Origin of the sequence: Archangium sp. (assembly GCF_036277355.1) — a bacterium.
Lineage (GTDB): Bacteria > Myxococcota > Myxococcia > Myxococcales > Myxococcaceae > Archangium.
Genome location: NZ_DASUNC010000005.1, coordinates 107,891 through 131,264, shown reverse-complemented (window position 1 = coordinate 131,264; position 23,374 = coordinate 107,891). Strand labels below are relative to the sequence as shown.

Genomic DNA, 23,374 nt, shown 5'->3' with positions numbered 1-23,374 from the left:
GTGCGTGTTAGGAGCACCTCGCATGGAGGTTGCAGCCGCACTCAAAGCATCCCCGCTCTTCAAGGATTTCACCGATGTCGGCATCCAGATCTTCGCCGCCATCGGGGTCGCACGGGCGTTTCCCAAGGGTTCTGCCCTGTTCCTGGAGAACCGGCCGGGCGAGTCCCTCTTCATCGTCGGGGACGGCACGGTCCGGCTGAGTGCGAAGAACACCGCGGGCGAGGAGGTGACGCTCGGGGATGTGGTGGCCGGAGAGCCCTTGGGCGAACTGACCCTCATCCAGAAGGGCGAGCGGCTGTGCACCGCCGTGGCCATGACGGACGTGACGGCGGTGGAGATCCGCCACGCGGACTTCCAGAAGCTCACCATCCAGAAGCCCCAGGCGTGCATGAAGCTGCTGATGGGGATCGTGAGCCACTTTGGCCAGAAGGTCCGAGACAACCGGGAAGCCATGAAGTCGCTCGTGGGAAAGACTTGAAGCACCCCCCCTTGCGCGCCGTGCTACCTTCCTCGCGGACGATGCGAGGGACTTTCGAGACACCCACACGACCCCACCTGGAGCAACCGGGCACTCGGACGGAGGCCCGGACGTTCGCAGTTCGAGCAGCGGACGCACGAAGGGATTATGAGTCGGCGCATGGGGGCTCGGAGTTTTGACGACGCGTACCCGGTTGATGCGGGGGCGCTGGAGGCCTGGGCTCGGATGACGAGGCCTGTCGGGTCTCCCGGACGTGACTGAGAGACGAGCGTGCAAGAATTCCTCACCAACCTGCTGGGCAGTACCCACGGCTTCCTCGCCTATGCCACCGTTTTCGGCGTGCTGGTGGCGTGTGGGCTGGGCGTGCCTCTGCCCGAGGACATCTCGCTCATCCTCGGGGGCTTCCTGGCCCACAAGGGCGCGGCCAGCCTGTCGGTGATGATGCTGGTCGGCTTCCTGGGCATCCTCGTGGGTGACAGCCTCATCTTCGCCGCCGGTCGCCGGTTTGGCTCGAAGGTGGGACGCTCTACCACCCCCTCCGGATTCCTGGGCAGGTTCATCACCCCGGAGAAGCGGGTCCGGGTGGAGGGGCTGTTCGCGCTGCACGGGCAGAAGATCGTGATGATTGCGCGCTTCATGCCCGGGGTGCGTGCGGTGACGTACTTCAGCGCCGGCTCGGCGGGCATGTCGTACTGGCGCTTCCTCTTCTGGGACGGGCTGGCGGCGCTGCTGTCCGCGCCGTTCTTCGTGTGGCTCGGGTTCCACTTCGGGGACAAGCTGGACTACGCCATCGACCGGATGAAGGAGGGGCAGCTGGTGGTGTTCGGCACCCTGGCGGTGGTGGGGCTCGCGGTGTTCGTGTGGCGGAAGCGGATCGCGGCCGTGCGTGGGGCGGCGCTGGATGCGGCGGTGAAGGCCTCGCCGGTGCCCGCGCACCTGCTGACGGGAGCGGCGGCCTCGGATGTCCACCCGGCGGCCCCGGCGCCCGTGTTCGAGATGGCGGAGAAGCCCTCCGGTACGGAGCGTCTGCCGATCCGCGACTGAGCCCTCCTGTCCGGCTCACGCGCGTCCGAGGATCCGCTTCAACCACCCGACCAGTCCGCCCGGAGCCACGTCCCGAGCGGTCGCGGCGATGGCGATGGGCAGGACCACGGGCTGGGCCGCGGTGGGCTTCTGCGCGGCGGGCATGCCGGACAACGACTGCCTGCGAGGCATGGGAGGCGGCTCGGGCTGACTCGGGTGATGGGGTCCGAGCTTCGCCTTCACCTGCTCGGGGTTGTCGCGGGTGGAGAAGACGTTCATCACCTCGATGCCGCTGGTCTGCTCGCGGGCGGTGACGGTGAGGATGCACTCGTTGTCCACGGCGAAGGTGACGGAGACCTTCACCGAGCCGCGAGGCCCGCCGGGCAGCCCGGAGACCTTCAGCGTGCCCAGGTACTCGTTCTCCACGGCGCGCTCGGAGTCGCCCTGCAGGATGATGAGATCGATCTCCTCCTGATCCTCGCGGCTGGTGGAGATCTGGTAGCCCTTGTTGGCGGGCAGGGGAGCGTTGCGCTCGAGCACGGGCTTGAAGCGGCCGCCGGGCAGCCCCACGCCGATGGCCATGGGCAGCACGTCGATGAGCTGCACGCCCTCGTTCTGGGCCAGGCTGTGGGCGAGCAGGGCGGCGCCGAGCGCCACGGCCTCGTCCGGGTGCACGTTCTTGGTGGGCGCCTTGCCGAAGAACCACTGGATCTTCTCGTGGACGAGGGGCGAGCGGCTCTGCCCGCCCACGAGGATGACCTCGTCGATGTCCTTGGGGGTGAGCCCCTTGACGTCGAGCACGTCGGCGCAGACCTGGAGGGTGCGGTTGACGAGCTCCTCGGTGAGCTCGACGAGCTTCTCGCGGGTGAGCGGGACGTCGAGGTCCACGGGCTTGCCGTCGACCATGGTGAGGAAGGCCACGTGGACGCGGACCTGCGAGCGCTCGGAGAGGGAGCACTTGGCGCGCTCGGCGGCGTCCTGGATGCGCTGCATGGCCACCCGATCCAGCTGGATGGAGAGACCGGTCTGCTGGCGGAACTGCTCGAGCAGGTACTCGACGATGGCGGTGTCGAAGTCGATGCCGCCGAGGAAGGTATCGCCGCCGGTGGAGACGACCTCGTAGAGGGTGTCCTTGAGCTCGAGGACGGAGGCGTCGAAGGTGCCGCCGCCGAGATCGTAGACGAGCACGCGCTGGGTGAGCTTGCGGCCGAAGCCGTAGGCGAGCGCGGCGGCGGTGGGCTCGTTGAGGATGCGCTCCACGTGGAGCCCGGCGAGCCGGCCGGCCTCGCGCACGGCCTGGCGCTGGTTGTCGTTGTAGTAGGCGGGGACGGTGACGACGGCGCGCGAGACGGGCTGGCCGAGCTGGTTCTGGGCGACCTCCTTCACCTCGCGGAGGATGAGGGCGGAGATCTGCTGGAGGCTGTAGATGCGATCCCCGAGCCGCACCGCCGCCTCGCCGTTGCCGCCGGGGGCGATCTCATAGGCGAAGCGATCCTTGATCTGCTGGACGATGGGGGACTCGTAGGGACGGCCGACGAGCCGCTTGGCGCCGTAGACGGTCTGCCGGGGGTTGGTGAGCATCTGCCCCTTGGCGGGGTGGCCGACCACGAGCTTGCCGCGGGCGTTGAGGGCGAGGATGGAGGGGACGGTGTTGTGCCCCTCGCGGCTGTGGAGGACGGCCGGCTTGCTCTGGCGCACGAAGGCGGCGCAGGAGTTGGTGGTGCCCAGGTCGATGCCGATGATGGGCCCGGTGCGCTTGGGCTCCTCGGTGGGGGCCTCGAAGGCGGGGGCGCTCGGGACCACGGGCGTGGCGGACGAGGAGAGCGTCTGGGTGGGCTCGCGAGGAGGCGCGGGACGGCTCGAGGCCACCGCGGGCGCGGGAGGCCGGGGCGGCACCGGAGCGGCAGGAGTCTCCTCGGAGGGGCGCGGGGGAGGTGGCGGAGAGGCCACGGCCGCGGGCCGAGGCGCGGGCTGCGCAGCGGCGGGCGCTGTCTCGATGGGCTCGGCCTCATCGATGGGTTCGGCATCGATAGGCTCGGCGTCATCCATGGGCTCGACATCGATGGGCTCGGCATCGGACTGGAGCGCGGGGGCGGGCTGCTCGGCGGCGGGCGCGGCCTGTGACGTGGGCGCGGCCTCGAGCGGGGGTGCAGGGGCGGGCTGCTCGGCGACAGGCGCGGCCTCGGGCTGGGGCGGGGGCGGCGGGGTGAACGCGGCGATGGTCCCGGGCCACGGGGTGTGGGCGGGGATCAGCATCTCCTGGCCGGGGTGGGGAGCGGGCGCGGGGGCGACCGTTGGCGCGTCCGTCAGCGGGGGAGGCGGCGGTGTTCCCGCGGGGACCGTGTAATCCGCCGGCCCCACCCCTGCTGGGAGTGGAGGAAGGGAAGACTGGGCGTGCGGCAGGGGGGCGATCGCCGAGTCGAGGAACTGCCGGGTGGCGGGGTCCACGGAGAGGAAGCGGAACCCCATGCCGGAGGCTCCCTGCCCGCCCTGCCCGGTGACGAAGTGGATGACGGCCGTGCCGTGGATGATGCGGGAGCCATCGGCCAGCTTGAGATCCAGGGTGACGATGGAACCGGGAGGCTTCACCGTCTTGGCGCGCAGGTAGATGCCGCCGCGCGTGACATTGGCTCCGTACTTCGCCACGAACTCGTCGGGGGTCGCGAAGGGCAACTTGACGACCAACCCGATGGCTTCTCCCTTGGATGGACTCTGTGGCTGCGTCACGAGAGGGAATCCTAACATCAATTGCCTGCATGCCAGGGAGACGGGCCGTGAAAAGGCGGTTTTGATCGTTGCACCCCTGGCCTTCACCCCTTATGGAAGCGGCTTCACCGCGGGCATGACCCGCTGCTCCCGGGAGCCCCCATGCTGCCTTCTGAAGTCCGGCTCGCGCTGACCTTCGATGACGTGCTTCTCCAGCCGGCGGAGAGCGCGATCCTGCCCAAGGACGCCGATCTCACCACCCGGTTGACCCGCAACCTGCGGCTCAACATCCCGCTGCTCTCCGCGGCGATGGACACCGTGACCGAGGCCCGGACCGCCATCGCCATGGCGCAGGAGGGCGGCATCGGCGTCATCCACAAGAACATGACCCCCGAGCAGCAGGCGCTCGAGGTGATGAAGGTGAAGAAGTTCGAGAGCGGGATGGTGGTGGACCCCATCACCGTCGAGCCGCAGGTGCCGCTGGCCCGGGCCATCGAGCTGATGCGCCAGTACAACATCTCGGGCATCCCGGTGGTGCAGGGCCGCAAGCTGGTGGGCATCGTCACCAGCCGTGACGTGCGCTTCGTCACGGACCTGAACCAGAAGGTGGAGGCGGTGATGACGCGCAAGCTCGTCACAGGCCGCGAGGGCATCAGCCAGACGGACGCGCAGCAGCTGCTGCACGAGCACCGCATCGAGAAGCTGCTGATCGTCGACGAGCAGTTCGAGCTCCGGGGCCTCATCACCATCAAGGACATGGAGAAGCGTCGGACCCGGCCCAACGCGGCCAAGGACGCCAAGGGCCGGCTGCTGTGCGCCGCCGCGATCGGTGCCTCGGCGGACCGTGAGGCCCGCATCGACGCGCTGGTGAAGGCGGGCGTGGACGTCATCGTCATCGACACGGCCCACGGCCACTCCAAGGGCGTCATCGACGCCGTGCGCGACACGCGGAAGAACTTCCGCGGCTTCGAGCTGATCGCCGGCAACGTGGCCACGGCGGCGGCGACCCGGGCGCTCATCGAGGCGGGGGTGGACGCGGTGAAGGTGGGCATCGGCCCCGGCTCCATCTGCACCACGCGCGTGGTGGCCGGCGTGGGCGTGCCCCAGCTCACGGCGATCGACGACTGCGCGCGCGAGGCGGACAAGCACGGCGTGCCCGTCATCGCCGATGGTGGCATCAAGTACTCCGGCGACATCGTCAAGGCGCTGGCCGCCGGGGCGAGCACGGTGATGATCGGCTCGCTCTTCGCCGGCACCGAGGAGGCTCCGGGCGAGGTCATCCTGTACCAGGGCCGCAGCTACAAGAGCTACCGCGGCATGGGCTCGATGGGGGCCATGAAGCAGGGCGCCAAGGACCGTTACTTCCAGGCGGACGTGGAGGCGGTGAAGCTGGTGCCCGAGGGCATCGAGGGCCGCGTGCCGTACAAGGGCAGCCTGGGCATGAACATCCACCAGATGCTGGGTGGGCTGCGCAGCGGCATGGGCTACGTGGGCTGCGGCACCATCGAGGATCTGCGCACCAAGGCGGAGTTCGTGCGCATCACCTCGGCCGGGCTCAAGGAGAGCCACGTGCACGACGTGATCATCACCGAGGAGGCGCCCAACTACCGGGTGGAGTAGGGCGCCCGGGCCGGCCGGAGGGCCGCGAGCCGGCTACTTGCCGCGCTTGCGGCCGCTGCCGGAGGAGCCGCTGCTGGCGGGCTCTTCCGCCGGGGCCGCCGCCGGGGCCACCTTCTTCTCCGCGTTGAGCACCCGGCCCATGAGCTGCTCCTTGTCGTCCGGGTTGAGGGTCTCGATGGCTTGGCGCAGGGTGTTGAAGTCCAGCCGGGCCACGGTGACGGTGTTGCCGCCCTTGACCTCCTGCACGGTGGGCACGTCCACCAGCTCGCGCACGTAGGTCTCGAACTCCACCTTCACGTCCGCGGTCTGCTGGATGCAGTTCTCGCGGGCGGCCACCAGCTTCTGGCTGCCCTCGGTGTAGTGGAGGTCCGGGTTGCGGTTCATCGCCTCCTCGAACGTCGCGTTGCGCTTCTGCAACGAGGTGTAGAGGTCGATGTAGCTCATCACCCGGTCGCTCTCCGGCCGGTTGACGTTGCGGGCCTGGTTGAGCGCATCGCCCGTGTCGTCGCAGTTCACCTTGCTCAGCGCGGCGGCGTCCGGGGTGTCGCCGGCCGAGGAACGGCTCGGCGACTCGCGCTCCAGACGCTCTTCCGAGGAGATCTCCTTCACGCAACCGGTGGCGGACAGCAGCAGGACGGTTGCAACGGCGGGCAGGCGCATCCAGGACCTCTTCGAGTTCGAGCGGGACTTAATGGTTGATTTCCGAAAGTTTGTAGCGATAAGGCCCGCATCCGTCAACGCGCGCCCCCCCTGGAGAGTGTGTGGATATTCACGCTGAGAAGATCCTGATCCTCGATTTCGGGAGCCAGTACACGCAGCTCATCGCCCGCCGGGTGCGAGAGCTCGGCGTGTACTGTGAGATCCACCGTCCGGATCTCCCCGCGGAGGACATCCGCCGGTTCGCCCCGCGCGGCATCATCCTCTCCGGAGGGCCGGCCTCGGTGGAGACGGAGGGCTCGCCGCGGTGCGATCCCTTCGTGTTCAGCTCGGGGCTGCCGGTGCTGGGCATCTGCTACGGCCTGCAGCTGATCTCCAAGCTGCTGGGAGGCCGGGTGGATCGCTCCGCGCACCGGGAGTACGGCTCGGCCGAGGTGGAGGTGCTGGCGGCGCGCGGGCCGCTGGCGGGCTTCAAGCTGGGCGAGCGGGTGAAGGTGTTGATGAGCCACGGAGACCGGGTGGACATGCTGCCGCCGGACTTCGAGGCCATCGGCCGCAGTGGCAACTCGCCCTACGCGGCGGCGGCGCACAAGAGCAAGCCCATCTACGGCCTGCAGTTCCACCCCGAGGTGGTGCACACACCGATGGGCAAGGAGATGCTGCGCGCCTTCCTGTTCACCGACTGCAAGGTGAGCGGGAGCTGGACGATGAAGGGCTTCATCCAGGAGGCGGAGGACGCCATCCGCCGCCAGGTGGGCGAGCACGGCCGGGTCATCTGCGGGTTGTCGGGAGGCGTGGACAGCTCGGTGGCGGCGCTGCTGCTGCACCGGGCGCTGGGGGCACGGCTGCAGTGCATCTTCGTGGACAACGGCCTGTTGCGGCAGGGTGAGCGCGAGCAGGTGGAGGCGCTCTTCGTGGATCGCTTCCACGTGCCGCTGAAGACGGTGGATGCGCGGGCGCGCTTCCTGTCGGAGCTGGCCGGGGTGACGGATCCAGAGAAGAAGCGGAAGATCATCGGCCGCGAGTTCATCACCGTGTTCGAGGCGGCCGCGCGGGACGTGCAGGGCGCCGAGTTCCTGGCGCAGGGCACGCTGTACCCGGACGTGATCGAGTCGGTGTCGTACAAGGGCCCGTCCGTCACCATCAAGAGCCACCACAACGTGGGCGGGCTGCCGGAGAAGATGAACCTCAAGCTGGTGGAGCCGCTGCGCGAGCTCTTCAAGGACGAGGTCCGCGCGCTGGGCCGCGAGCTGGGGTTGCCGGACGAGATGGTATCGCGGCAGCCGTTCCCGGGACCGGGCCTGGCCATCCGGGTGCTGGGGGAGATCACCGAGGCGCGGCTGGAGCTGGTGCGCCGCGCGGACGCGATCGTCCAGCAGGAGATCCGGGACGCGGGCCTGTACAAGGAGCTGTGGCAGGCGTTCGCGGTGCTGTTGCCGGTGCAGAGCGTGGGCGTGATGGGGGATGAGCGCACCTACGAGTCCACCTGCGTGCTGCGCGCGGTGACGAGCGTGGACGGCATGACGGCGGACTGGGCGCGGCTGCCGTACGACGTGCTCGAGCGCATCTCCACGCGCATCACCAACGAGGTGCGTGGCATCAACCGCGTCGTCTACGACGTCTCCTCCAAGCCGCCCGCCACCATCGAGTGGGAGTAGCCGCGGGGGCAGGGTGAGGAAGAACAAAGGGGCTGCCCGGGTGGATTCGGGCAGCCCCTTCGTCTTTTCAGTGGGACTTCAGCGGACTGCGGGCCGGACTACAGACCGGGGCTGGCCTTCACGGTGGGCGTGGAGCCCGGGCGCAGCTCCTCGAGGACGCGGTCGGCCTTGTAGACCTTCTTGAGCGCCTCGATGAGGGCCTCGCTGTGGACGGCGACGGTGCGGTTGACGCTCTCGTCGAAGCCGTAGTCACCGCCGAGCGACTGGATGTTGCCGTCGAACACCAGGCCGACGATCTCCGCGTCCTTGTTGATGACGGGCGAGCCCGAGTTGCCGCCGATGATGTCGTTGGTGGTGACGAAGTTCATCGGAGTGGAGGCCGTCAGATCCTTCTGCGAGGCGAGCCAGCTCTTGGGCAGGGCGAACGGCTCCTCACCGGTGTGGCGGTCGAAGGTGTTGCCCATGACGGTGATGGGATCCACCTGCTTGCCGTCCTCGGTGTAGCCCTTCACGGAGCCGAAGGACAGGCGCAGCGTGCCCGTGGCGTCCGGGTAGATGCCGGTGCCGTAGACCTCGAACTTCGCCTGGGCCACCAGCTCGCTGTTCTTGCGGATGACGGCCTCGACCTGCTCCTCGTACGTCTTGCGGATGGCGCGGCCGTCCGGGTCCACCAGGGCCGCCAGCTGGATCATCGGATCCTTGGAGGACTCGATGGCCTTCTTGCCGCCCTTGTAGAGCTGATCGCGCAGCTTGATGTCGGCCAGCTTCGAGCCCTTGATGACGCGGGCGGCCAGCGACGCGGGGGACTCCTTGCCGAGCACCTTCTTGACGAACGGGTGATCCGGGCCCAGCTCCTCACGGATCTTCGTGAGGGCGAACGTCAGCTGGGCGATCTCCAGCTCGGGGTAGACGGGCGCCTTGCTCATCAGCTGGTTCTCGAGCGAACGCAGGTTGGCCTCGTTGTAGCCGCGCAGGCGCTCGGTGTCCGGCTTGGCGCGCTCGTCGGCGGCGCGCACCAGGGTGCGGGCCACGTAGAAGAGCTGCGAGTTGAAGCCGTTCTCGACGTTCTCGTACTCCTTGCGCATGTTGCGGAAGGCGTCCTGGGCGCGGGCGATCTCATCCCAGGCGTTGCCGTACTTCGCCTTCATCTTCGGGTCCGCGTTGACCTTGGCGCGCAGCTCCTGCTCGGCGGCGACCTTCTGGGCGAAGAAGGCCTTGTCCACCAGCTGCTCGTGCTTGCCCTTGGTGGACTTGAGGCCGTTCTCCACGCCGAAGAGCAGGTTGCTGGAGATGCGCTTCTGCTCGGGGCCGCGGTTCTGGAACTCGGAGACCATGCCGCGGATCTCCGAGAGCCTGAAGAGCTGCTTGGGCAGGCCGGTGTCGCGCAGGTACTCGAGCTGGGCCACCGTCAGGCCGCGCGAGGTCCTTCCGGGGTTGCCGGAGACGAAGGTGAGATCGCCTTCCTTGACGCCCTTGTCGGACCACTTGAAGTAGTTGGGGGTCTTCGCGGGCTTGCCGTCCTTGCCGTAGGCGCGCACGAAGGTGACGTCCAGGTCGTACCGGGGGAACTCGAAGTTGTCCGGATCGCCGCCGAAGAAGGCGATGGCGTGCTCGGGGGCGAACACGAGCCGCACGTCCTGGTAACGCTGGTAGCGGTAGAGGTTGTACTTGCCGCCCTGGTAGAGCGTCACCACGTCACAGCGCACGTCCGGGGCGCCATTGGTGCAGGCCTGCTCGAGCCTGGCCATCTCGGCCTTGAGGGTGTCGGCGTACGACTTGCCGGTGAGGCCCTTGGTGGCGGTGTTGAGCTGGTCGGTGACGTCGGTGATCTCGACGAGCTGGCTGAGCTCGAGGGCCGGGCACTGGAGCTCCTCGGCCTGGGTCTTGGCGTAGAAGCCGTTGGCGATGAAGTCCTTCTTGGCGGTGGACAGCTGCTGGATGCAGCCACGGGCGCAGTGGTGGTTGGTCATCACCAGGCCGTCCTGGGAGACGAAGCTGGACGAGCAGCCGCCGCCGAACTTGGCCGAGGCCAGACGAACCTTGTCGAGCCAGTCCTGGGAGGGCTCGAATCCGTACTTCTCCTTGACCTTGGCGGCGGGGAAGTTGTTGTAGGTCCACATGCCCTCATCGGCGAGCGCGGGGGCGGCGCCGAGCAGGGAGGCCACGATGAGAAGACGCTTCATGGAGTTGAAGTTCCTTTCCGGGAACCGGAAGAGATGCGGCGGGGTTGTCGTGGGAACAGCCGGTCCCGGTCAAGCGGGGAGAAAATTCCCGGCCCCTGAACTCCTGAACGGGACTTTGATTTCCGATGAGCAGGCGAGCGTGGCGATTGACGCGGCTCGTCGCGATCGGACGGGGGACGGGGGGAGATACATGCGAGCACAGCCGCCGGACCTTGGCTTGGAGGCCTCTGGGATGCCCGTGGGCTGAGTTGACATAACGCACATTATCAGACGCGCAGCCATACTTATGCCCGTCTGCCTGGATGCTGCTCGAGCTCGCTAGCTCGCCGTCCAGGGACTGAGACTCCTGCCCGGGCACGGCCGACCTGGGCAGGTCGACGAGGACGGGCGCCGGTGTGCGGTTGCCGGCGCCTGTCCTCGGCTTCTCCTTCGGCCTTGGACCTGCCCATGTCCCACACCCCGTCCTCCCCGGGCTCCCGCCCGGTGGCGTCGTCCGTCCTCACCCCCACGCACCGGCTGATCATCTCTCTGCTGTTCCGCGAGGTGCAGTTGTCGAGCGACTCCCTCCTCGCGCGTCCGGAGCTCCTCCACGTCGCCGGACTCATGGGCGAGCTCGACGCTCTGGCCCGCAACGGCATCCTCTACCTCTACGCGGATGGCTGGGGGCTGACGGCCGCCGCGCGCGAGCTCATGCAGCTCGGCCAGGAGTCCGCGTCCTATGAGGTGACCCATGGCTGAGACCTCGACGCTGGCTCTTGCTTCCGCCGCCGAGACCGCGCTCCGCACGGCGCTCCGGTCTCTGAACGTGGCGCACAGCTCTCTCCAGGAACTCGCCTGGTCGATCGGGTCCCCTGAGCAGCTCCCTTCGACCGGCGACCTGGTTGTGCAGGAACTCTGCGGAGCGTTCACCACCATGGACAGCGCCATGGAGGACATCCTCAATGCCAGCTCCGCGCGGGACCGCACACCGACCGAGCTGTCGCAGCACTTTGAGGTCACCATGCATCTGCGAGCCTCCCTGGCGTGCATGGAGCGCCGTGCGCGTGTGCTCGCACGCGACGTCCGCCGCGCCGTCCTCACCACCCGCGGTCTCCTCGACGAGGTGGCCCATGGCTGAGACCTCCAAGGTGCTGTCGTCGACCGCTGCCCCTGACGCCTACAAGAAGGAACTCTCTCGGCTGACGCGTGCGGCGGTGGACCTGAGCAACGGGCTGCCCCTGCTGATGCGCGAGGCCTCGAGGCTTGGCCTGGCGGTGGACGCCGAAGTCCTCCACCAGCTCCAGTCCATCTCCGAGGTGCTCGAGGACAACCTGCGGGCCCTGTCCTACGCGTCCGTGGGTCTTGACGTCGGCCGCCCCGCGCCGGAGCTCCTGGCGAAGGCCACCGCGGAGGTGTCCCGTGGGTGAGCCCCGCAGCTGCAGCCGGACGCTGGCATCCGTCGCGCTGGACAAGCGCACCGTGCTGGTGGCGCGCGCCCGCTCCCTCGCGGAGCGCCGCGCTGCCTTCCTCGAGAGCCTGGCGGGGCGTGCCCCCTTCACCGCGGCGGAGCATGCCGAGTGGGCCCAGCTCGTCGAGGAGGCGCTTGCGGTGGACGCCGCGCTCGAGCGCCACAACGTAGAGCAGCGCTGTGCGCGCTTCCAGGCCCGCGCCGAGCAGGCGCGGGCCCTGGGCCACCTGCGCACCGCCCATGCCTACTCCTCGGAGGCCGAGTACCTCGCCGAGCGCCTGGCCGAGGTGCGCCATGGGTGAGCAAACGTCCCCCCTCGAGACGTCCGCCCTCTTCAATCTCCGCAAGTGCGCAGTCCGACTCGCCAGCTGCGCTTCGGCAATGGACGCTGTCCGGAAGCTCTTCAAACCTGAGCGCATGCCCGATGACGACGTACTGAGGCGGCGACTCGAGCATGTCGCCGTGGACGTGTTTTGGGCTTTGGATGACCTCAAAGCGGCCGCTGAAGACCCCCAGCCGTCGAGCGCTCACGTAGTTGTGGCCCTGTCGCTGTGGCGGATCCGAGCGGAGGTTGCTGGCCTTTCTCACCGCCTTCTGGCTGTGGCCAACGACGTGTCCCCACAGAACTGGCCTCCTGCGTGGGGGCTGTTCTCGATGGACATCCAACACCTCGCCGAGGACTTTCGGCGGGCACTGCTGGCTGCCCGGGGACTGGTGCACGACCTCGAGCGCGGCGAGTCCCCGCCCACGCCCATGATGGTTCCGGCCGCCGCGTTGCCTTCCTTCGAATTCGCTGAGGACCACGTCCGTCAGTACCTCGACGATCTCGAGCAGGAGCTGACGGCTGCCGTCACCTCGCTGCCCAGCACGCCGCTGGGTATCGGCTTCGTCGACGAGGACCCGGCGGAGTTCGAGCGTGTTCTCGCCTCGGTGCGCGAGTCCCTCCAGTCCGCCTCGGGCTGCCTCAAGCGGGTGCGGGAGGTGCTCCATGTTGGATGATGGCGGTTCGATGCGTTCCCGAATTGCCCTGGACTACCTCAGCAGTGCTGCAACGAACCTCGGGTACGTCGTGGAGGACCTGACGCATGCCTCTCAGTACCTCCCGTTCGCCAAGGCCCTCGTGACGGAGGCTGTAAAGAAGCGGCAACTGCGCTCAGCCGACGCCCGAGACCTCATTTCCAGCCTGCTGCGCGATGCGTCCGAACTACAGAAACTCCGGGAGCGGCTCGAGCGCATCTGCGGCGCACTGTCACCCCTGCTCCCGCCCGCAGACAAGGGGGCAGGTGATGCCTGACTCCCTCGCCCTCGGCACCCTCACTACCGCCGCCGCGCGCAAGCTGGCTGTCCACCAGGTGCTGCAGCTGGTGGCCGCGCGGATGTGGACGGCCGCAACCTCCCTCGCGCTCGCCATCCACGAACTCCGCCCCGGCGGCGAGAGCCCCTCTGCGGGCCGGGCCCTGACGCAGGTGGACGCCGCACTCTCGGACGTCCACACGGCCCTGCTCGGCATCTACGACACCATTCTGCGCACCTCGGCCAACGACGCTCACATGGGCGTCGTCATGGTGGGGGACGCGGCGTGGTTGTGGAGGGAGCAGGTGCGCGGAGCTCTGCTCGACTTCGACGCCCTGCCCAAGTCCGCGCCGGAGCTCGTCGAGGACCTCACCTTCCTCGCGCGTGCCATCCGCCTCAACGCCCGGGCGGTGGCGAGCGTCAGTCAGCGCTCGCCACCGCCCGCGCCCCAGCTCGAGCTGGTAGACCTCCACCCACCGGCGCCCCCCGTGACTCGGGACTCGCGAGACCTCTGCGGCGCGTGCAATCACATGCGGATGCAGCACGGAGCCAAGGGCCTCGGCCGCTGTTTCTGCCGCTGCAAGGGCTTTGTTGAGGGGGGGTCCGAGTCTGACACCTCTGCACCTCGCGGCGCGCTGTGTGATGGGTGCAAGAAGCCACTCGACGGCCGAACGAATGAGTTCTGCTCCCTCTGCCATCCGTACGGACCGAACCCCGCAGGCACCGCCGAGACCCGCGCGGCCGTCATCGCCGAGGACTGGAGTTTCGGCGGATGGGTGAGGGGCAAGGGCTGGCGCGCGTACCTGCAGCACGTGACGGACCCGGCAACGACGTGGGAGGTGTTCGGCAGCACCCGCGGCGAGCTGGTGGAGGCGATTCGCGCGCGCCGACTGGAGCCGGAGGGTGCCGCGGAAGTGCAAAGCGGACCCTCTCCCCTCACGACTGAGCCCGCAGCGCGTCCTGCGTCGCGCGCGTCTCGGACCTCGCCGAGGTGTCTCACGTGCGGACACACCGAGAAGCAGCACGGGAACTTCGGCTACCGGCCGTGTGCTCGCCAGGAGTGCAAGTGCGAGCACTTCAGCGCTCCGCGGGCTACCCTGCCGTCGCCTTCCTCACCGGAGGGTGGACATGCCTAAACGTGCGACCGCGCTGGCCCGCGCCAAGCCGTGCCTGGGCATGTCCCCCTCCTGTGACTGCAACATGTGCGTCGAGAGCCGGAGGAAGCGGCTCCAGGTCGCGGCGATGGTGGAGCAGCGCTACCGGGACGGGCTTCTCTTCGACCAACTGCAGGGGCTGCTGCGCCAGGAGCCACCTCACCGCTTCCTCCCACCCGCCGATGCGACCGTGTCCCTCCAGCGGGCGGAGGGGGAGAAAACGCTGGTCGACTTCTGGCGGGAGCTCGAGCAGCGGCAGCACCAGGAGAAGCGGGACATTGCTTCCCTGCGTACGCTGGCGCGACGGTGCGGGTTTGCGCTGAGCGTGCGCCTGGTGCGCCGGACGGCGGTGCGGCAGCTGAAGGCGGTGGTGGCCTGTCCCGAGGTGCTGTCGCTCCTCGGCGACACCGTCTTCACCACCACCAGCTTGGGGGACATGCGGGAGCTCCTCGAGGCAGCCATTTACCGGGCGCTCCAGGTTGAGCGGCGGTGCCTCGACGAGGCCGCGCGGGAGTTCGGCTTCGTCATCACAGAGACGAAGGCCCGGCGCGGACTGAGGGGCAGTTGGACGGCGTGCAGCGTCGAGGGTGCCGTCCCTCTGCATGCCGACACGCCCGCGGAGCTCCGCCGCCTCATGCGCGAGGCGGCCAACGCCTCCGCGGCGCCTCACGTGGCAACAGGCCCCGTGGGCGATGAACTCCCCCACGCGGACCCAGCCGACGTGACTGAGGAACACCTTGAGCCTGCCGATCAGCGCACCCACGTGCGCCAGCTACTGAACGTCCTGCTCACCGAGGCCTCCCGCAGCGCGAAGCCGAGGGCGGCCGCGCGCAAGGCCCGGGGGCGGCGAGCACTCGTGGAGGTTGAGGCCTCGGTATGAGCGAACGTCTTCAAGCGCCCTTCCCGTGGATGGGGGGCAAGAGCCGCGCGGCCCAGCAGGTGTGGGACGGCCTCGGTGACGTGCCCCACTACGTGGAGCCCTTCGCCGGCAGCCTGGCCGTCCTCCTTGCGCGGCCGACAGCGGCCCGCTCGGAGCTCGTCAACGACAAGGACTGCTTCATCGCCAACTTCTGGCGCGCCGTGAAGCACGACCCGGAGGCCGTTGCGCACTACGCCGACTGGCCCGCCAATGAGGCGGACCTGCACGCCCGTCACGCGTGGCTGGTGGCACGCGCCGACTTCCGGGAGCGGATGCACAGCGACCCCGAGCACTTCGACGCGAAAGTAGCCGGCTGGTGGGTGTGGGGCGTGGGCCTGTGGATTGGCTCCGGCTGGTGCTCGGCGCCAGCATGGGCGCAGTCGGTGCCGGCTGGTGGTGGGGAGGCCCGGGCCCGTGACCTCGCGACGACTGCCACCCACCGCCGCCGCCCGAACGTCGGCCGCGGGCACAAGGGCGTGCACCGCCGGGCGTCCGCGCTTCCCCACCAGTCACCTCGCCTCAGCGGGCATACGGGGGTGCACCGGGACGATGTCGCCGGCGACGGCCTGGTCGACTGGATGAACGAGCTGGCCCAGCGGCTCCGCCGCGCCACGGTGTGCTGCGGGGACTGGACGCGGGTTCTCACCCCGTGTGCGACGACGAAGGTGGGCGTGACGGGCGTTCTGCTGGACCCGCCCTACTCCGCCGAGGCCGGGCGGGACCCATCCATTTACGCCGAGGAGTCCCTGACCGTTGCTCACGAAGTCCGCGCGTGGGCCCTGTCCAACGGCGACAACCCGGCCCTGCGCATCGTCCTCTGTGGCCTGGAGGGCGAGCACGACATGCCGGCCACCTGGCGCTGTGAAGCCTGGACTGCGCCTGGCGGCTACGCCGCCGCGCGGGGCAACCGGACCAACGCCCTCCGTGAGCGGCTCTGGTTTTCGCCCTACTGCCTGGCTCCGCGCCAGCCCACCCTTTTCGACACCCTGGAGAGGTGTTTGTGACGGCCTGCGCCCACAACATGTCGCCTGAGCTCCAGCAGTTGCGGGCCGCCCTTGCCGAAGAGCGACTGGCCCGGCAGCTTGCCGAGGCGCGCCTCGAGGGCTTCTGCCGGGCGCTCCAGCTCCTGGCCGGAAAGCAGGTGCCGGAAGTCTCCGCCGCTCACGCCCACCTGGCCGGGGTTGTGGCGGGCGCACCCCAGCAGTCGGCGGCCAGCCGCGCTCCCGGGAGCGTGACGGCCAGCGTGACGGAGCGTGACGCGGCAGCGTCACCGAGCGTGACGCAGGAGAAGAAGAAGGAACAATCTAAAGTAAGATCAAAGGTTTACCGAATTCGAAAAGCCAGCGTGACGGAGCGTGACGGAGCGTCACCGAGCGTGACGGCCCAGCGTGACGCACCTCAAGAGTCACTCCCCTTCTCCTCCTCCTCTCTCCGGCCCGTGACGCAGGGCACCCTCCGGGTGGTGTCCAAGGCGGCCCGGGAAGCGCGCCAGGCAGCCCCCAGGAGGTATTTCACCCCCAGCACCCTGCCCGGGCCCGTGGCGGAGCTCCGCGAGGCCTACAACGCGCTGGCAGCCCCTCACGGCTTCGCCCCATGGCCAGAGCGCTCCTCGCCGGAGCTCGTGGCGGACGGCCTGGCGGCCCTCGAGCGGCGCCCGCTGGAGGAGTGGCGGCGGGTTTTCGCCCTGATGCCCCGCTCCCCCCTGTGCCGCGGGGAGCTCCGCTCCCGCCAGCGCGTAGGACTCGTGTGGATGCTCGTGGGACGGTGCCACGACGGCTATGAGCCCGCCGAAAAGCTCCTCACCGGCGCGTGGACGGTCGACCCGGAGCCCGAGGCGGAGCCCGCGGCCCAGAAGCCGCCCAGCGCTCGAGCGCACTTCCCCGCCCTACCCTCCGGCTCGGCTGCCGAAAGTGGCTGGGGCGCAGTCCTGGCGGGCCTCCGAGAGGACGGCAAGTCGTACGCCCTCGAGTGGCTGCGCGACTTGGTCCCCGTTGGGCTCGAGGGACGCCAGTTGGTGCTCGGCGCGCCTGACATCTACTTCCGCGACTGGGTGAAGGAGAACTTCTCGCCCCTGCTCACCCGCTACGCCGAAGAGGCGTGCTTCGAGGGCGTGCGTGTGGTGGCCCCGGACGAGGGCGCCCAGCTCCAGCTGCAGTGAAGTCACCAGCAGGCCCGAAGGGCGCTGCTGCACACCGTGGCCGACGCGTTTCGTCGGCCCGCCAGGGCAGCCATGCCCGAAACCCAGGAGGTACACGTGAAGCTGTTGAAGGTGGTTCTCGTTCTCGCATTGTGTTTCGCAACAGGGGCCTATGCCGCGGGCCCGGAGTTCGTCAGGACGCGTCCCCCCATGTTCCCCCCAGAGGGACAGCAACTCTGGGAGCTCATCCACGACACCTCCAAGACGTGGACGGAGCAGAACATTCGCGACAGGGCCAAGGCCCTGGGGTACCGGCGCAAGGACTACACCAAGGGGGACTTCAAGTGCATGTGGTGGAAAAACGCGTTCAGCGTCCTCGTGAAGATGAAGCGGACGCAGCCGAAGCTCTGCCCGGACGAAGTCGTGGACTGGCTCTGGGAGACGTCGGAGAAGGCGTGTGCACCGGACGACTCCGACCCGAATGGCCCAACGGGGCGCGGCTACAAGACGTTCATGAGCGCCACCCTGGGAGACGGGTGGCAACGCAGCGAGCTGGGTGTTGATGCACAGGCGGCGCGCCCCAACCAGGTGGAGGTAGGCAAGGCCGTGGCAGCGCTCCTTGTTGTCGGAGAAGTAGCGGCGGCCCTTGCTGCGGCCGCGGCCTCTTTCCCCCTCTGGGGGACGTGAAGGCGGGGCTCGTGCGCTCAGTGTCGCCGTGAAACCGACGAGCGCACGAGCTCGACGAAGACATGCCCCAATAGACGAAACAACGGCGGGTACTCAGAAACTCGCTGGAGCGCCTGAGTCCGCGCCACGCATTCCGTGCAGTCGCAGGGCCGTCCCGTGTTGTAGTTGCGCTGGACGCCCTCGCCGTCCGAGATGAACTCGCACCCGGGACAGGCGACGGTTGAGCCCGACATCTCCATTTCGCTGCTGCAGTTGTGGCAGATGCACGTTGCGGTCATTGGACCCACACTGCCACATGGGCGCAGAGGGGGAACAGGCTCGAGGTGAGCTGCTCGAGGTGGCACTGAGCGCCACAGGTGCAGCAAACGACGTACAGCGCCTCGATTGACGCGCCACGCACCTCGACAGTGACCGGGGCACCGGTACGAATCTCGGCCCAGAGCGTCGAAGGCAAAGCCCTCATGGAGACGCCTCGGCAGAACACTCCGCACATCGGCAGCCTCTCGGACGGCAGCTGTAGCAGTGGCACGTGGGCGCACACGCCGGAAGTCCGGTGACGGCGTTGATGCGCACACGCCACACGGTCCCGCCGACCTGGTGTGCGTCGAGACGTCGCTGCTGGCACATGCGCAGGAGGGTGGATTCAGCAACGCCGGCGAGGGAGGCGGCCTCCTTGATGGTGACATACCGAGGGGCGGGACAAGACATGAGAGGCATTGTGCCAGCGACGCGATCCGTCGTGGAGCCCGGGGAGAAAGTGACCGCGCGACGCAGAAGCTGCGCGTACGACGACGAAAGTAGCCGAAGGCGCCCAGGTCCATTTCGCCGCGAAATCTGAGACACGTCTTGACGTCGACGGCGAGACCCGCGGCGAGTCGCTACAGCCGCGCCTCCCGAGTGACGCGGATGGCCACAGCGCCCAGCGCGCCCGGTGCTCTCGCCCGTCGACGCCCCTTTTCGCGGAGGCACAAGGACCATGGACGTTGCGGAGAACGGCACAACGGCAACGGTAGCGGTGGCGGCCGTGTCCCCGGCCGACCGCGCTCCGGTTGAGCCGGCGCAGGCGAATGCCGTAGCGCCCCGCAACCCCGAGGCCTTCGAGGCGTTGAAGCGGGACGTCGCCGACGCCGGAACCGTCACCCCGCGAAACCCGGCCGCGTTCGAGGCCCTTGGGCAGGTTGAGGGGCCAGCGCTCGAGGACAAGCAGGTGCCCAACGCACCTCCTGCGGCGCGGATGGAGGAGGGGTCGTGGGTCCCCTCCCCGTCCGCAGCTGCGGTGCGCGAGGCCCGTGCGCGCATGCGGAAGGGCCGTCCGCCCGCGCGTGGGACGGAGCGGAGCCGGCGCACCCTGGCGACGAAGCTCAAGTCTCTGGAATCCGCCATTCAGCGTTACGAGTACTACCGGAGCGATGAGTACCGCGAGGACGCCGACGCGGCATTCCTCGAGGCAGTCCTTTTCGCAGAGGCGGCCGACCAAACAGCGAGGCTTCCGGGCGAGCTTCTGGCACACGCACGTCGGCTCCGGCTGCTGACGGAAGTGGGAACGAAGGTGCGTGCGGAACCGGCCCCGCGGCAGCCACCGGAGCGCGGAGCTCCCCACGAGCCAGCGGTTGCCGCGCATGGCGCCCAGCCGGCGTCCCCGGCCACCCCAGCGGTGCCTTCGGCACCACAGAGCGCCGCCGTACCGCAACCCGCGCCCACACCCCCGCCGCCCATGGCGATGGGGGTCCCCGTCGAGCGGTTGAAGCAGTACGCCGTCCCCGCGGCCATTCTCGCGCAGGTGGTGTGCGGCATGGCGAAGCGGCCCGGTTTTGACCCTACCGAGAAGCTTGACCTGGTCTACCTGCGCAACACGCCGTTCCAATTCGAGGTGAAGGGCCTCCCGGCGGAACGGCTGGGCGAGCTCCTCATGGCCGAGATGGCCATGTCCCTTGCGCCGAAATCCGAGGCGGGCAGCCCCATGGCGCGGCGCCTCGAGCTCGCGGCCCTCGGAGCCATCCTCCTGGGACCGACGCTCAAGGCGAAGGCCGTGGACGCCCTTGAGGCTGCGGCCGGCGCCGGCGCGAAGCTGCGCGCTCGCCTCAAGGCGAAACGGGCGGGTGGATTGTGAAGGGGCGCGCTCCCAAGAGCGTTGGGGCGTGGTGGCCATCGGGGGACGAGTTTCGCACCGACGCGGTGCTGACCAAGGACATCGGCCGCGCCGTCGTGGGACTGAGCCGCCTCGGAAAGGGCACGTGGCTCAAGAACGTCGTCATTCCGCGGCTGCGGAAAGCCGGGCGGTCCATCGTCGTCATCGACATCGATGACGAGTACACGCAGGAGGGACGCGAGCGCGACGGAACGCCGCTGGGAGACATCACGCACCGGGTGGAAGCGCCGGACTTTGAGGACTGGCTCGTCGAGAACAAGGACGAGGTGTTCCTGCGCCAGGGCCTGGAGCTGGCCATCGTCCCCGTGTCGCGCATGAAGGACGGCGCCGAGGTGGCCGAGCAGGTGAAGGCCGTCCTGCCCTGGCTCGCGGACCGGGGTGACGTGGACGTGGTGCTCGAGGAGATGGGGCGCTGGTCGGAGCACGCAACGGAGCTCACCAAGGCCATGGCCATGGGCTGGCTCAAGGAAGGTGTGCGCCCGTGGTTCATCGCGCAGAACTTCCGCTCCATCGACATCCAGACGCGCTCCCAGGTCTCCGAAATCTACAGCTTCCAGCAGGTGGACCGGGCTGACCTGAGGTTCCTCACGGACCTCTGCGGACGCGGCTTCGCGCTCGAGGTGGCGAAACTGGAGCCGCACAACTTTCGCGCGCGCAACCGGCGTGAGCCGGACCCGGCGCTGCTGGCAGAGCTCGCGGGCATGCAGCCCGCGCAGACGAAGGAGAAGTGACATGGACAAGGGCAGCTTCAGCACCGGCCACATCATTGCGGCCGTCATCACCGGCCTGGCCCTCGGGGTGGGCGGCACCGCGGCGTACTTCATCATGACGAGCGACGAGCCCGAGAGCGACAAGTCCAAGCTCACCGCGGGCAAGTAGGCCGAGGCCCACCGAGGCGAAAGACACTACGCGCCGCCCGTGTCCGGGCGGCCACACCAGGAGATACGGAATGGACCAGGTCCGCAGTGGCAGCGTCATCACCCTTGCGATGAGTGATTCCAAGGGCATCGAGGCCGGCAAGTTCGAGAGCGTGAAGGGGACGGCGGCCGGGTCCCTTCGTATTCGCGGCAGGGCCAGGGTGAAGTGCGAGACGACGGCGAAGCCGGGCGGCCTGAGCACGGCGCAGCAGAAGCTCATCCTCGACTGCCTGAGCGTCGACCTCACCCTGCTCAAGGACGGAACCGAGCCGCTCACGCCCTGGCAGGACGTGAAGTTCTCGAAGCTGAACATCGCCGGCAAGGTGATGCTGGAGAAGGCCATCACCGGGCTGGGCGCGGCCACCGGCCTGCAGGCCCCGCTCGTGGTGGGTACGAACTTCCTCACCTGGGACAGCTACCTGCCGCTCAGCTGGGTGGAGTTCCTCAACGCGTGGAACAAGCTCGGCGGCATGGGGGACGAGCAGCTGCGCACCGTCACGATCACCTTCAAGACGGGGGCCGAGCCGCTGCACGGGGGCGATGCCACCGTGACGCTGGAGGAAATCACGCTCGAGCTCTACCCGGACACCCAGGCGACGCCGGATGGGGCGCAGAGCTGGGCGCCGCCCATCCACTACAGCACCATCGTCAACTCGGATGACGAGGAGGTGGCCACCAAGGACGGCCTCATCTTCGCCGTGTACGCCGAGGATGCGGCGCTGGCAGACACGGCGTTCGAGAAGTACCGGGTGACGGTGGGTGACCGGGTGCGTGTGGATGACCCGGCCACGCCCGCGAGCTTCGACGCGTGGTTCACCAAGCAGCCGGACACCGGCGAGGTGGAGTCCTCCATCACCGACACGGTGACGCCGTTCTGGCGCGTCCAGGACATGGACATCAACGACATCGAGCCGGGCGTGGTGAAGATCAAGCGCATCGGGGGGACGAACCCCTTCAAGCTCGGCTACCTCTACATGGGGGTGCCCAAGACGAGCCAGGTCAACGAGGCCATCAAGGCCTTCGTCCAGCGGCTGTCGCCGGGGCGCGAGGTCCACGCCGTGTCGCGTGCCTACGTCCACGGCATCAAGGTGAAGGACTCGCTGGCCCCGTTCATGGGCTTCTACGTCTACGACGTCAACCACCCCGTGGCGCAGACGACGCCGGGTCGCCGGTGCAAGTACGACGGCAACGTCACCACCTTCCTGCCCAAGACGATGGCCTACAAGGCCGCGCAGGAGTACCTCGTGGCGAAGCGCCTGGCTGACACGGGGCAGATGCAGAAGATCGCCTGGCAGCTGTCCGAGGCGCTCCCCGGCGCCGTCATCAGCACCAAGGGCTTCCTCGGCGGTATCTCCGACCCGGTGCGTGACGTGACGGAGAAGCTCGAGAAGCTCTCCGAGCTGCTCTCCCGCGGTGGCAAGGCGGACTGAGCCACCGGCGCAGTAGTGGGTGCCGGGGGCTCCTGAGCCCCCGGCCGTCGTCCGCAACCCCTTCGTGACGGTGCCGAATGCTGACCTTCCTGCTGACGGGTGCCACCCTGGTGGGTGCTGCCCTCCCCTTCCTCGCAAAGCGGCACAGAGCAAGTGCACCCGCCATTCAAGCGGACCAGCCGAAGGTGATGCCTGCCGAGGTTGTCCGCTTCCCGCCCCCTCCCCCACCGGGATTCGCCGCGGGGGAACCGCCGCCCGAGCGAGACACGGGGCTCGAGGTGCTTCTCGGCGGGGCCAAGGACCTCCTGACGGGGAACGTTGTTGGCGCTGGCGCGGCCGCGTCCGAGCTCAGCGGACGCGTCGTCGAGGAACTTCTCGACGGTGGCGAGGGGAAGGGGGACCTGGCGCGCTTCCTGGGCGTCACGAGTCTGCCCGCCTTCGCCGCGGCCAAGGGTGCCCGCGAGCTCGCTGAGGCCATCGGCATCACCGACGACAACACCGTCCAGGCGGTGGAGCAGGTTGCGGCGGCCGCGGCCATCTTCCCGCCCCTCGCGGTGCCGGTTGCAGTCGTCCAGCTGCTCTCCGCGGGGCTGGAGGCCATCTCACCCGAGGCGAACCAGGCCGCGCGCGACTTCGTCTCCAACTTCGACCCCACCGTACAGACGACGGTGCCCGGCCAGGTGGTGAAGGCGATTGGTGACGGCATCGAGTCGCTCTTCGGTGGCCCGGAGACGAAGGAGGAAGTGAAGGGGCCGCCTCCCTTGAGTGCGGCAGAGCTCGAGGCACGCCGGCTGGCGGAGGAGGCCGCGCGCAAGGCCGAGGAAGAGCGCTTGAAGACGAAGGTGACGAAGCTGCCCAAGCGCAAGCAGGTGCAGTTGGAGGAGTTCGCCATGTAGGCGTGACTCCGGAGAGGAAA

At 68.7% G+C, this 23,374-nt stretch carries 23 protein-coding genes; 20 read left to right on the top strand and 3 right to left on the bottom strand.

Translation table 11 applies throughout. From position 1 onward, the window contains the following. The first annotated feature begins 22 nt into the window (after positions 1-22). Both VFZ09_RS01330 and VFZ09_RS01325 read left to right on the top strand, forming a co-directional pair. Positions 23-478, top strand: a complete 456-nt coding sequence (locus VFZ09_RS01330; RefSeq protein WP_043390977.1) for a Crp/Fnr family transcriptional regulator — start codon at positions 23-25, stop codon at positions 476-478. A gap of 270 nt (positions 479-748) precedes the next feature. Beyond that, a complete protein-coding gene (locus tag VFZ09_RS01325) occupies positions 749-1,522 on the top strand; it encodes a DedA family protein (protein ID WP_329725603.1) in 774 nt (257 codons plus the stop codon). A gap of 15 nt (positions 1,523-1,537) precedes the next feature. Here VFZ09_RS01325 and VFZ09_RS01320 read toward each other — a convergent pair whose 3' ends face one another. Further along, positions 1,538-4,228 (bottom strand): TIGR02266 family protein, encoded by a 2,691-nt coding sequence (locus VFZ09_RS01320; protein ID WP_329725602.1) that lies wholly within the window; start codon positions 4,226-4,228, stop codon positions 1,538-1,540. A gap of 141 nt (positions 4,229-4,369) precedes the next feature. Here VFZ09_RS01320 and guaB point away from each other — a divergent pair, with 141 nt between their 5' ends. Beyond that, complete coding sequence (gene guaB, locus VFZ09_RS01315; RefSeq protein WP_329725601.1) at positions 4,370-5,827, top strand: IMP dehydrogenase; 1,458 nt, start codon at positions 4,370-4,372, stop codon at positions 5,825-5,827. Between the two features lie 33 nt (positions 5,828-5,860). Here the strand turns inward: guaB and VFZ09_RS01310 are convergent, their stop codons facing one another. Continuing rightward, positions 5,861-6,487, bottom strand: coding sequence for a hypothetical protein (locus VFZ09_RS01310; RefSeq protein WP_329725600.1), 627 nt, complete (start codon positions 6,485-6,487; stop codon positions 5,861-5,863). A 101-nt stretch (positions 6,488-6,588) separates the two neighbouring features. Here VFZ09_RS01310 and guaA point away from each other — a divergent pair, with 101 nt between their 5' ends. Continuing rightward, positions 6,589-8,142 carry a glutamine-hydrolyzing GMP synthase gene (gene guaA, locus VFZ09_RS01305; protein WP_329725599.1) on the top strand — a complete coding sequence of 518 codons (1,554 nt, stop codon included), beginning with the start codon at positions 6,589-6,591 and terminating at the stop codon, positions 8,140-8,142. A 98-nt stretch (positions 8,143-8,240) separates the two neighbouring features. Here the strand turns inward: guaA and VFZ09_RS01300 are convergent, their stop codons facing one another. Further along, positions 8,241-10,325 carry a S46 family peptidase gene (locus VFZ09_RS01300; RefSeq protein WP_329725598.1) on the bottom strand — a complete coding sequence of 695 codons (2,085 nt, stop codon included), beginning with the start codon at positions 10,323-10,325 and terminating at the stop codon, positions 8,241-8,243. Between the two features lie 447 nt (positions 10,326-10,772). Between VFZ09_RS01300 and VFZ09_RS01295 the strand changes: the two genes are divergently transcribed. From VFZ09_RS01295 to VFZ09_RS01220, 16 genes are all read left to right on the top strand, one after another. Beyond that, positions 10,773-11,063: a hypothetical protein gene (locus VFZ09_RS01295; RefSeq protein WP_329725597.1), complete on the top strand. Its 291-nt coding sequence runs from the start codon at positions 10,773-10,775 to the stop codon at positions 11,061-11,063. After that, a complete protein-coding gene (locus VFZ09_RS01290; RefSeq protein WP_329725596.1) occupies positions 11,056-11,442 on the top strand; it encodes a hypothetical protein in 387 nt (128 codons plus the stop codon). The genes VFZ09_RS01295 and VFZ09_RS01290 overlap by 8 nt, the downstream gene beginning before the upstream one ends. Further along, complete coding sequence (locus VFZ09_RS01285; protein WP_329725595.1) at positions 11,435-11,731, top strand: hypothetical protein; 297 nt, start codon at positions 11,435-11,437, stop codon at positions 11,729-11,731. Before VFZ09_RS01290 ends, VFZ09_RS01285 begins: the two co-directional genes overlap by 8 nt. Continuing rightward, positions 11,724-12,074 carry a hypothetical protein gene (locus VFZ09_RS01280; RefSeq protein ID WP_329725594.1) on the top strand — a complete coding sequence of 117 codons (351 nt, stop codon included), beginning with the start codon at positions 11,724-11,726 and terminating at the stop codon, positions 12,072-12,074. The genes VFZ09_RS01285 and VFZ09_RS01280 overlap by 8 nt, the downstream gene beginning before the upstream one ends. 352 nt (positions 12,075-12,426) lie before the next feature. After that, positions 12,427-12,771, top strand: a complete 345-nt coding sequence (locus tag VFZ09_RS01275) for a hypothetical protein (protein ID WP_329725593.1) — start codon at positions 12,427-12,429, stop codon at positions 12,769-12,771. After that, positions 12,761-13,066 carry a hypothetical protein gene (locus tag VFZ09_RS01270; RefSeq protein WP_329725592.1) on the top strand — a complete coding sequence of 102 codons (306 nt, stop codon included), beginning with the start codon at positions 12,761-12,763 and terminating at the stop codon, positions 13,064-13,066. Before VFZ09_RS01275 ends, VFZ09_RS01270 begins: the two co-directional genes overlap by 11 nt. Continuing rightward, positions 13,059-14,201 (top strand): hypothetical protein, encoded by a 1,143-nt coding sequence (locus VFZ09_RS01265; RefSeq protein WP_329725591.1) that lies wholly within the window; start codon positions 13,059-13,061, stop codon positions 14,199-14,201. The genes VFZ09_RS01270 and VFZ09_RS01265 overlap by 8 nt, the downstream gene beginning before the upstream one ends. Further along, positions 14,194-15,099 carry a hypothetical protein gene (locus tag VFZ09_RS01260; protein ID WP_329725590.1) on the top strand — a complete coding sequence of 302 codons (906 nt, stop codon included), beginning with the start codon at positions 14,194-14,196 and terminating at the stop codon, positions 15,097-15,099. The genes VFZ09_RS01265 and VFZ09_RS01260 overlap by 8 nt, the downstream gene beginning before the upstream one ends. Beyond that, complete coding sequence (locus tag VFZ09_RS01255) at positions 15,096-16,142, top strand: DNA adenine methylase (protein WP_329725589.1); 1,047 nt, start codon at positions 15,096-15,098, stop codon at positions 16,140-16,142. Before VFZ09_RS01260 ends, VFZ09_RS01255 begins: the two co-directional genes overlap by 4 nt. A gap of 17 nt (positions 16,143-16,159) precedes the next feature. Continuing rightward, a complete protein-coding gene (locus tag VFZ09_RS01250) occupies positions 16,160-17,296 on the top strand; it encodes a hypothetical protein (RefSeq protein ID WP_329725588.1) in 1,137 nt (378 codons plus the stop codon). 189 nt (positions 17,297-17,485) lie between these two features. After that, positions 17,486-17,962: a hypothetical protein gene (locus tag VFZ09_RS01245; protein WP_329725587.1), complete on the top strand. Its 477-nt coding sequence runs from the start codon at positions 17,486-17,488 to the stop codon at positions 17,960-17,962. A gap of 976 nt (positions 17,963-18,938) precedes the next feature. Beyond that, positions 18,939-20,072, top strand: a complete 1,134-nt coding sequence (locus VFZ09_RS01240; RefSeq protein ID WP_329725586.1) for a hypothetical protein — start codon at positions 18,939-18,941, stop codon at positions 20,070-20,072. 65 nt (positions 20,073-20,137) lie between these two features. After that, positions 20,138-20,842, top strand: coding sequence for a hypothetical protein (locus VFZ09_RS01235; RefSeq protein ID WP_329725585.1), 705 nt, complete (start codon positions 20,138-20,140; stop codon positions 20,840-20,842). A gap of 1 nt (position 20,843) precedes the next feature. Then, complete coding sequence (locus VFZ09_RS01230; RefSeq protein WP_329725584.1) at positions 20,844-20,990, top strand: hypothetical protein; 147 nt, start codon at positions 20,844-20,846, stop codon at positions 20,988-20,990. Between the two features lie 70 nt (positions 20,991-21,060). Then, the gene (locus tag VFZ09_RS01225; RefSeq protein ID WP_329725583.1) at positions 21,061-22,458 is read left to right on the top strand and encodes a hypothetical protein; all 1,398 of its coding nucleotides are present in this window, start codon (positions 21,061-21,063) and stop codon (positions 22,456-22,458) included. A gap of 77 nt (positions 22,459-22,535) precedes the next feature. Next, positions 22,536-23,354 carry a hypothetical protein gene (locus VFZ09_RS01220; RefSeq protein ID WP_329725582.1) on the top strand — a complete coding sequence of 273 codons (819 nt, stop codon included), beginning with the start codon at positions 22,536-22,538 and terminating at the stop codon, positions 23,352-23,354. Positions 23,355-23,374 lie beyond the last annotated feature (20 nt).

What these genes read in the sequence shown, in the direction of transcription:
- VFZ09_RS01240 (WP_329725586.1), top strand. Translation starts at nt 18,939, where the DNA reads ATGGACGTTGCGGAGAACGGCACAACGGCAACGGTAGCGGTGGCGGCC.
- VFZ09_RS01285 (WP_329725595.1), top strand. Translation starts at nt 11,435, where the DNA reads ATGGCTGAGACCTCCAAGGTGCTGTCGTCGACCGCTGCCCCTGACGCC.
- VFZ09_RS01300 (WP_329725598.1), bottom strand. Translation starts at nt 10,325, where the DNA reads ATGAAGCGTCTTCTCATCGTGGCCTCCCTGCTCGGCGCCGCCCCCGCG.
- guaB (WP_329725601.1), top strand. Translation starts at nt 4,370, where the DNA reads ATGCTGCCTTCTGAAGTCCGGCTCGCGCTGACCTTCGATGACGTGCTT.
- VFZ09_RS01265 (WP_329725591.1), top strand. Translation starts at nt 13,059, where the DNA reads ATGCCTGACTCCCTCGCCCTCGGCACCCTCACTACCGCCGCCGCGCGC.
- VFZ09_RS01250 (WP_329725588.1), top strand. Translation starts at nt 16,160, where the DNA reads ATGTCGCCTGAGCTCCAGCAGTTGCGGGCCGCCCTTGCCGAAGAGCGA.
- VFZ09_RS01225 (WP_329725583.1), top strand. Translation starts at nt 21,061, where the DNA reads ATGGACCAGGTCCGCAGTGGCAGCGTCATCACCCTTGCGATGAGTGAT.
- VFZ09_RS01330 (WP_043390977.1), top strand. Translation starts at nt 23, where the DNA reads ATGGAGGTTGCAGCCGCACTCAAAGCATCCCCGCTCTTCAAGGATTTC.
- VFZ09_RS01260 (WP_329725590.1), top strand. Translation starts at nt 14,194, where the DNA reads ATGCCTAAACGTGCGACCGCGCTGGCCCGCGCCAAGCCGTGCCTGGGC.
- VFZ09_RS01255 (WP_329725589.1), top strand. Translation starts at nt 15,096, where the DNA reads ATGAGCGAACGTCTTCAAGCGCCCTTCCCGTGGATGGGGGGCAAGAGC.
- VFZ09_RS01310 (WP_329725600.1), bottom strand. Translation starts at nt 6,487, where the DNA reads ATGCGCCTGCCCGCCGTTGCAACCGTCCTGCTGCTGTCCGCCACCGGT.
- VFZ09_RS01230 (WP_329725584.1), top strand. Translation starts at nt 20,844, where the DNA reads ATGGACAAGGGCAGCTTCAGCACCGGCCACATCATTGCGGCCGTCATC.
- VFZ09_RS01290 (WP_329725596.1), top strand. Translation starts at nt 11,056, where the DNA reads ATGGCTGAGACCTCGACGCTGGCTCTTGCTTCCGCCGCCGAGACCGCG.
- VFZ09_RS01295 (WP_329725597.1), top strand. Translation starts at nt 10,773, where the DNA reads ATGTCCCACACCCCGTCCTCCCCGGGCTCCCGCCCGGTGGCGTCGTCC.
- VFZ09_RS01245 (WP_329725587.1), top strand. Translation starts at nt 17,486, where the DNA reads ATGTTCCCCCCAGAGGGACAGCAACTCTGGGAGCTCATCCACGACACC.
- VFZ09_RS01220 (WP_329725582.1), top strand. Translation starts at nt 22,536, where the DNA reads ATGCTGACCTTCCTGCTGACGGGTGCCACCCTGGTGGGTGCTGCCCTC.
- VFZ09_RS01270 (WP_329725592.1), top strand. Translation starts at nt 12,761, where the DNA reads ATGTTGGATGATGGCGGTTCGATGCGTTCCCGAATTGCCCTGGACTAC.
- VFZ09_RS01275 (WP_329725593.1), top strand. Translation starts at nt 12,427, where the DNA reads ATGGACATCCAACACCTCGCCGAGGACTTTCGGCGGGCACTGCTGGCT.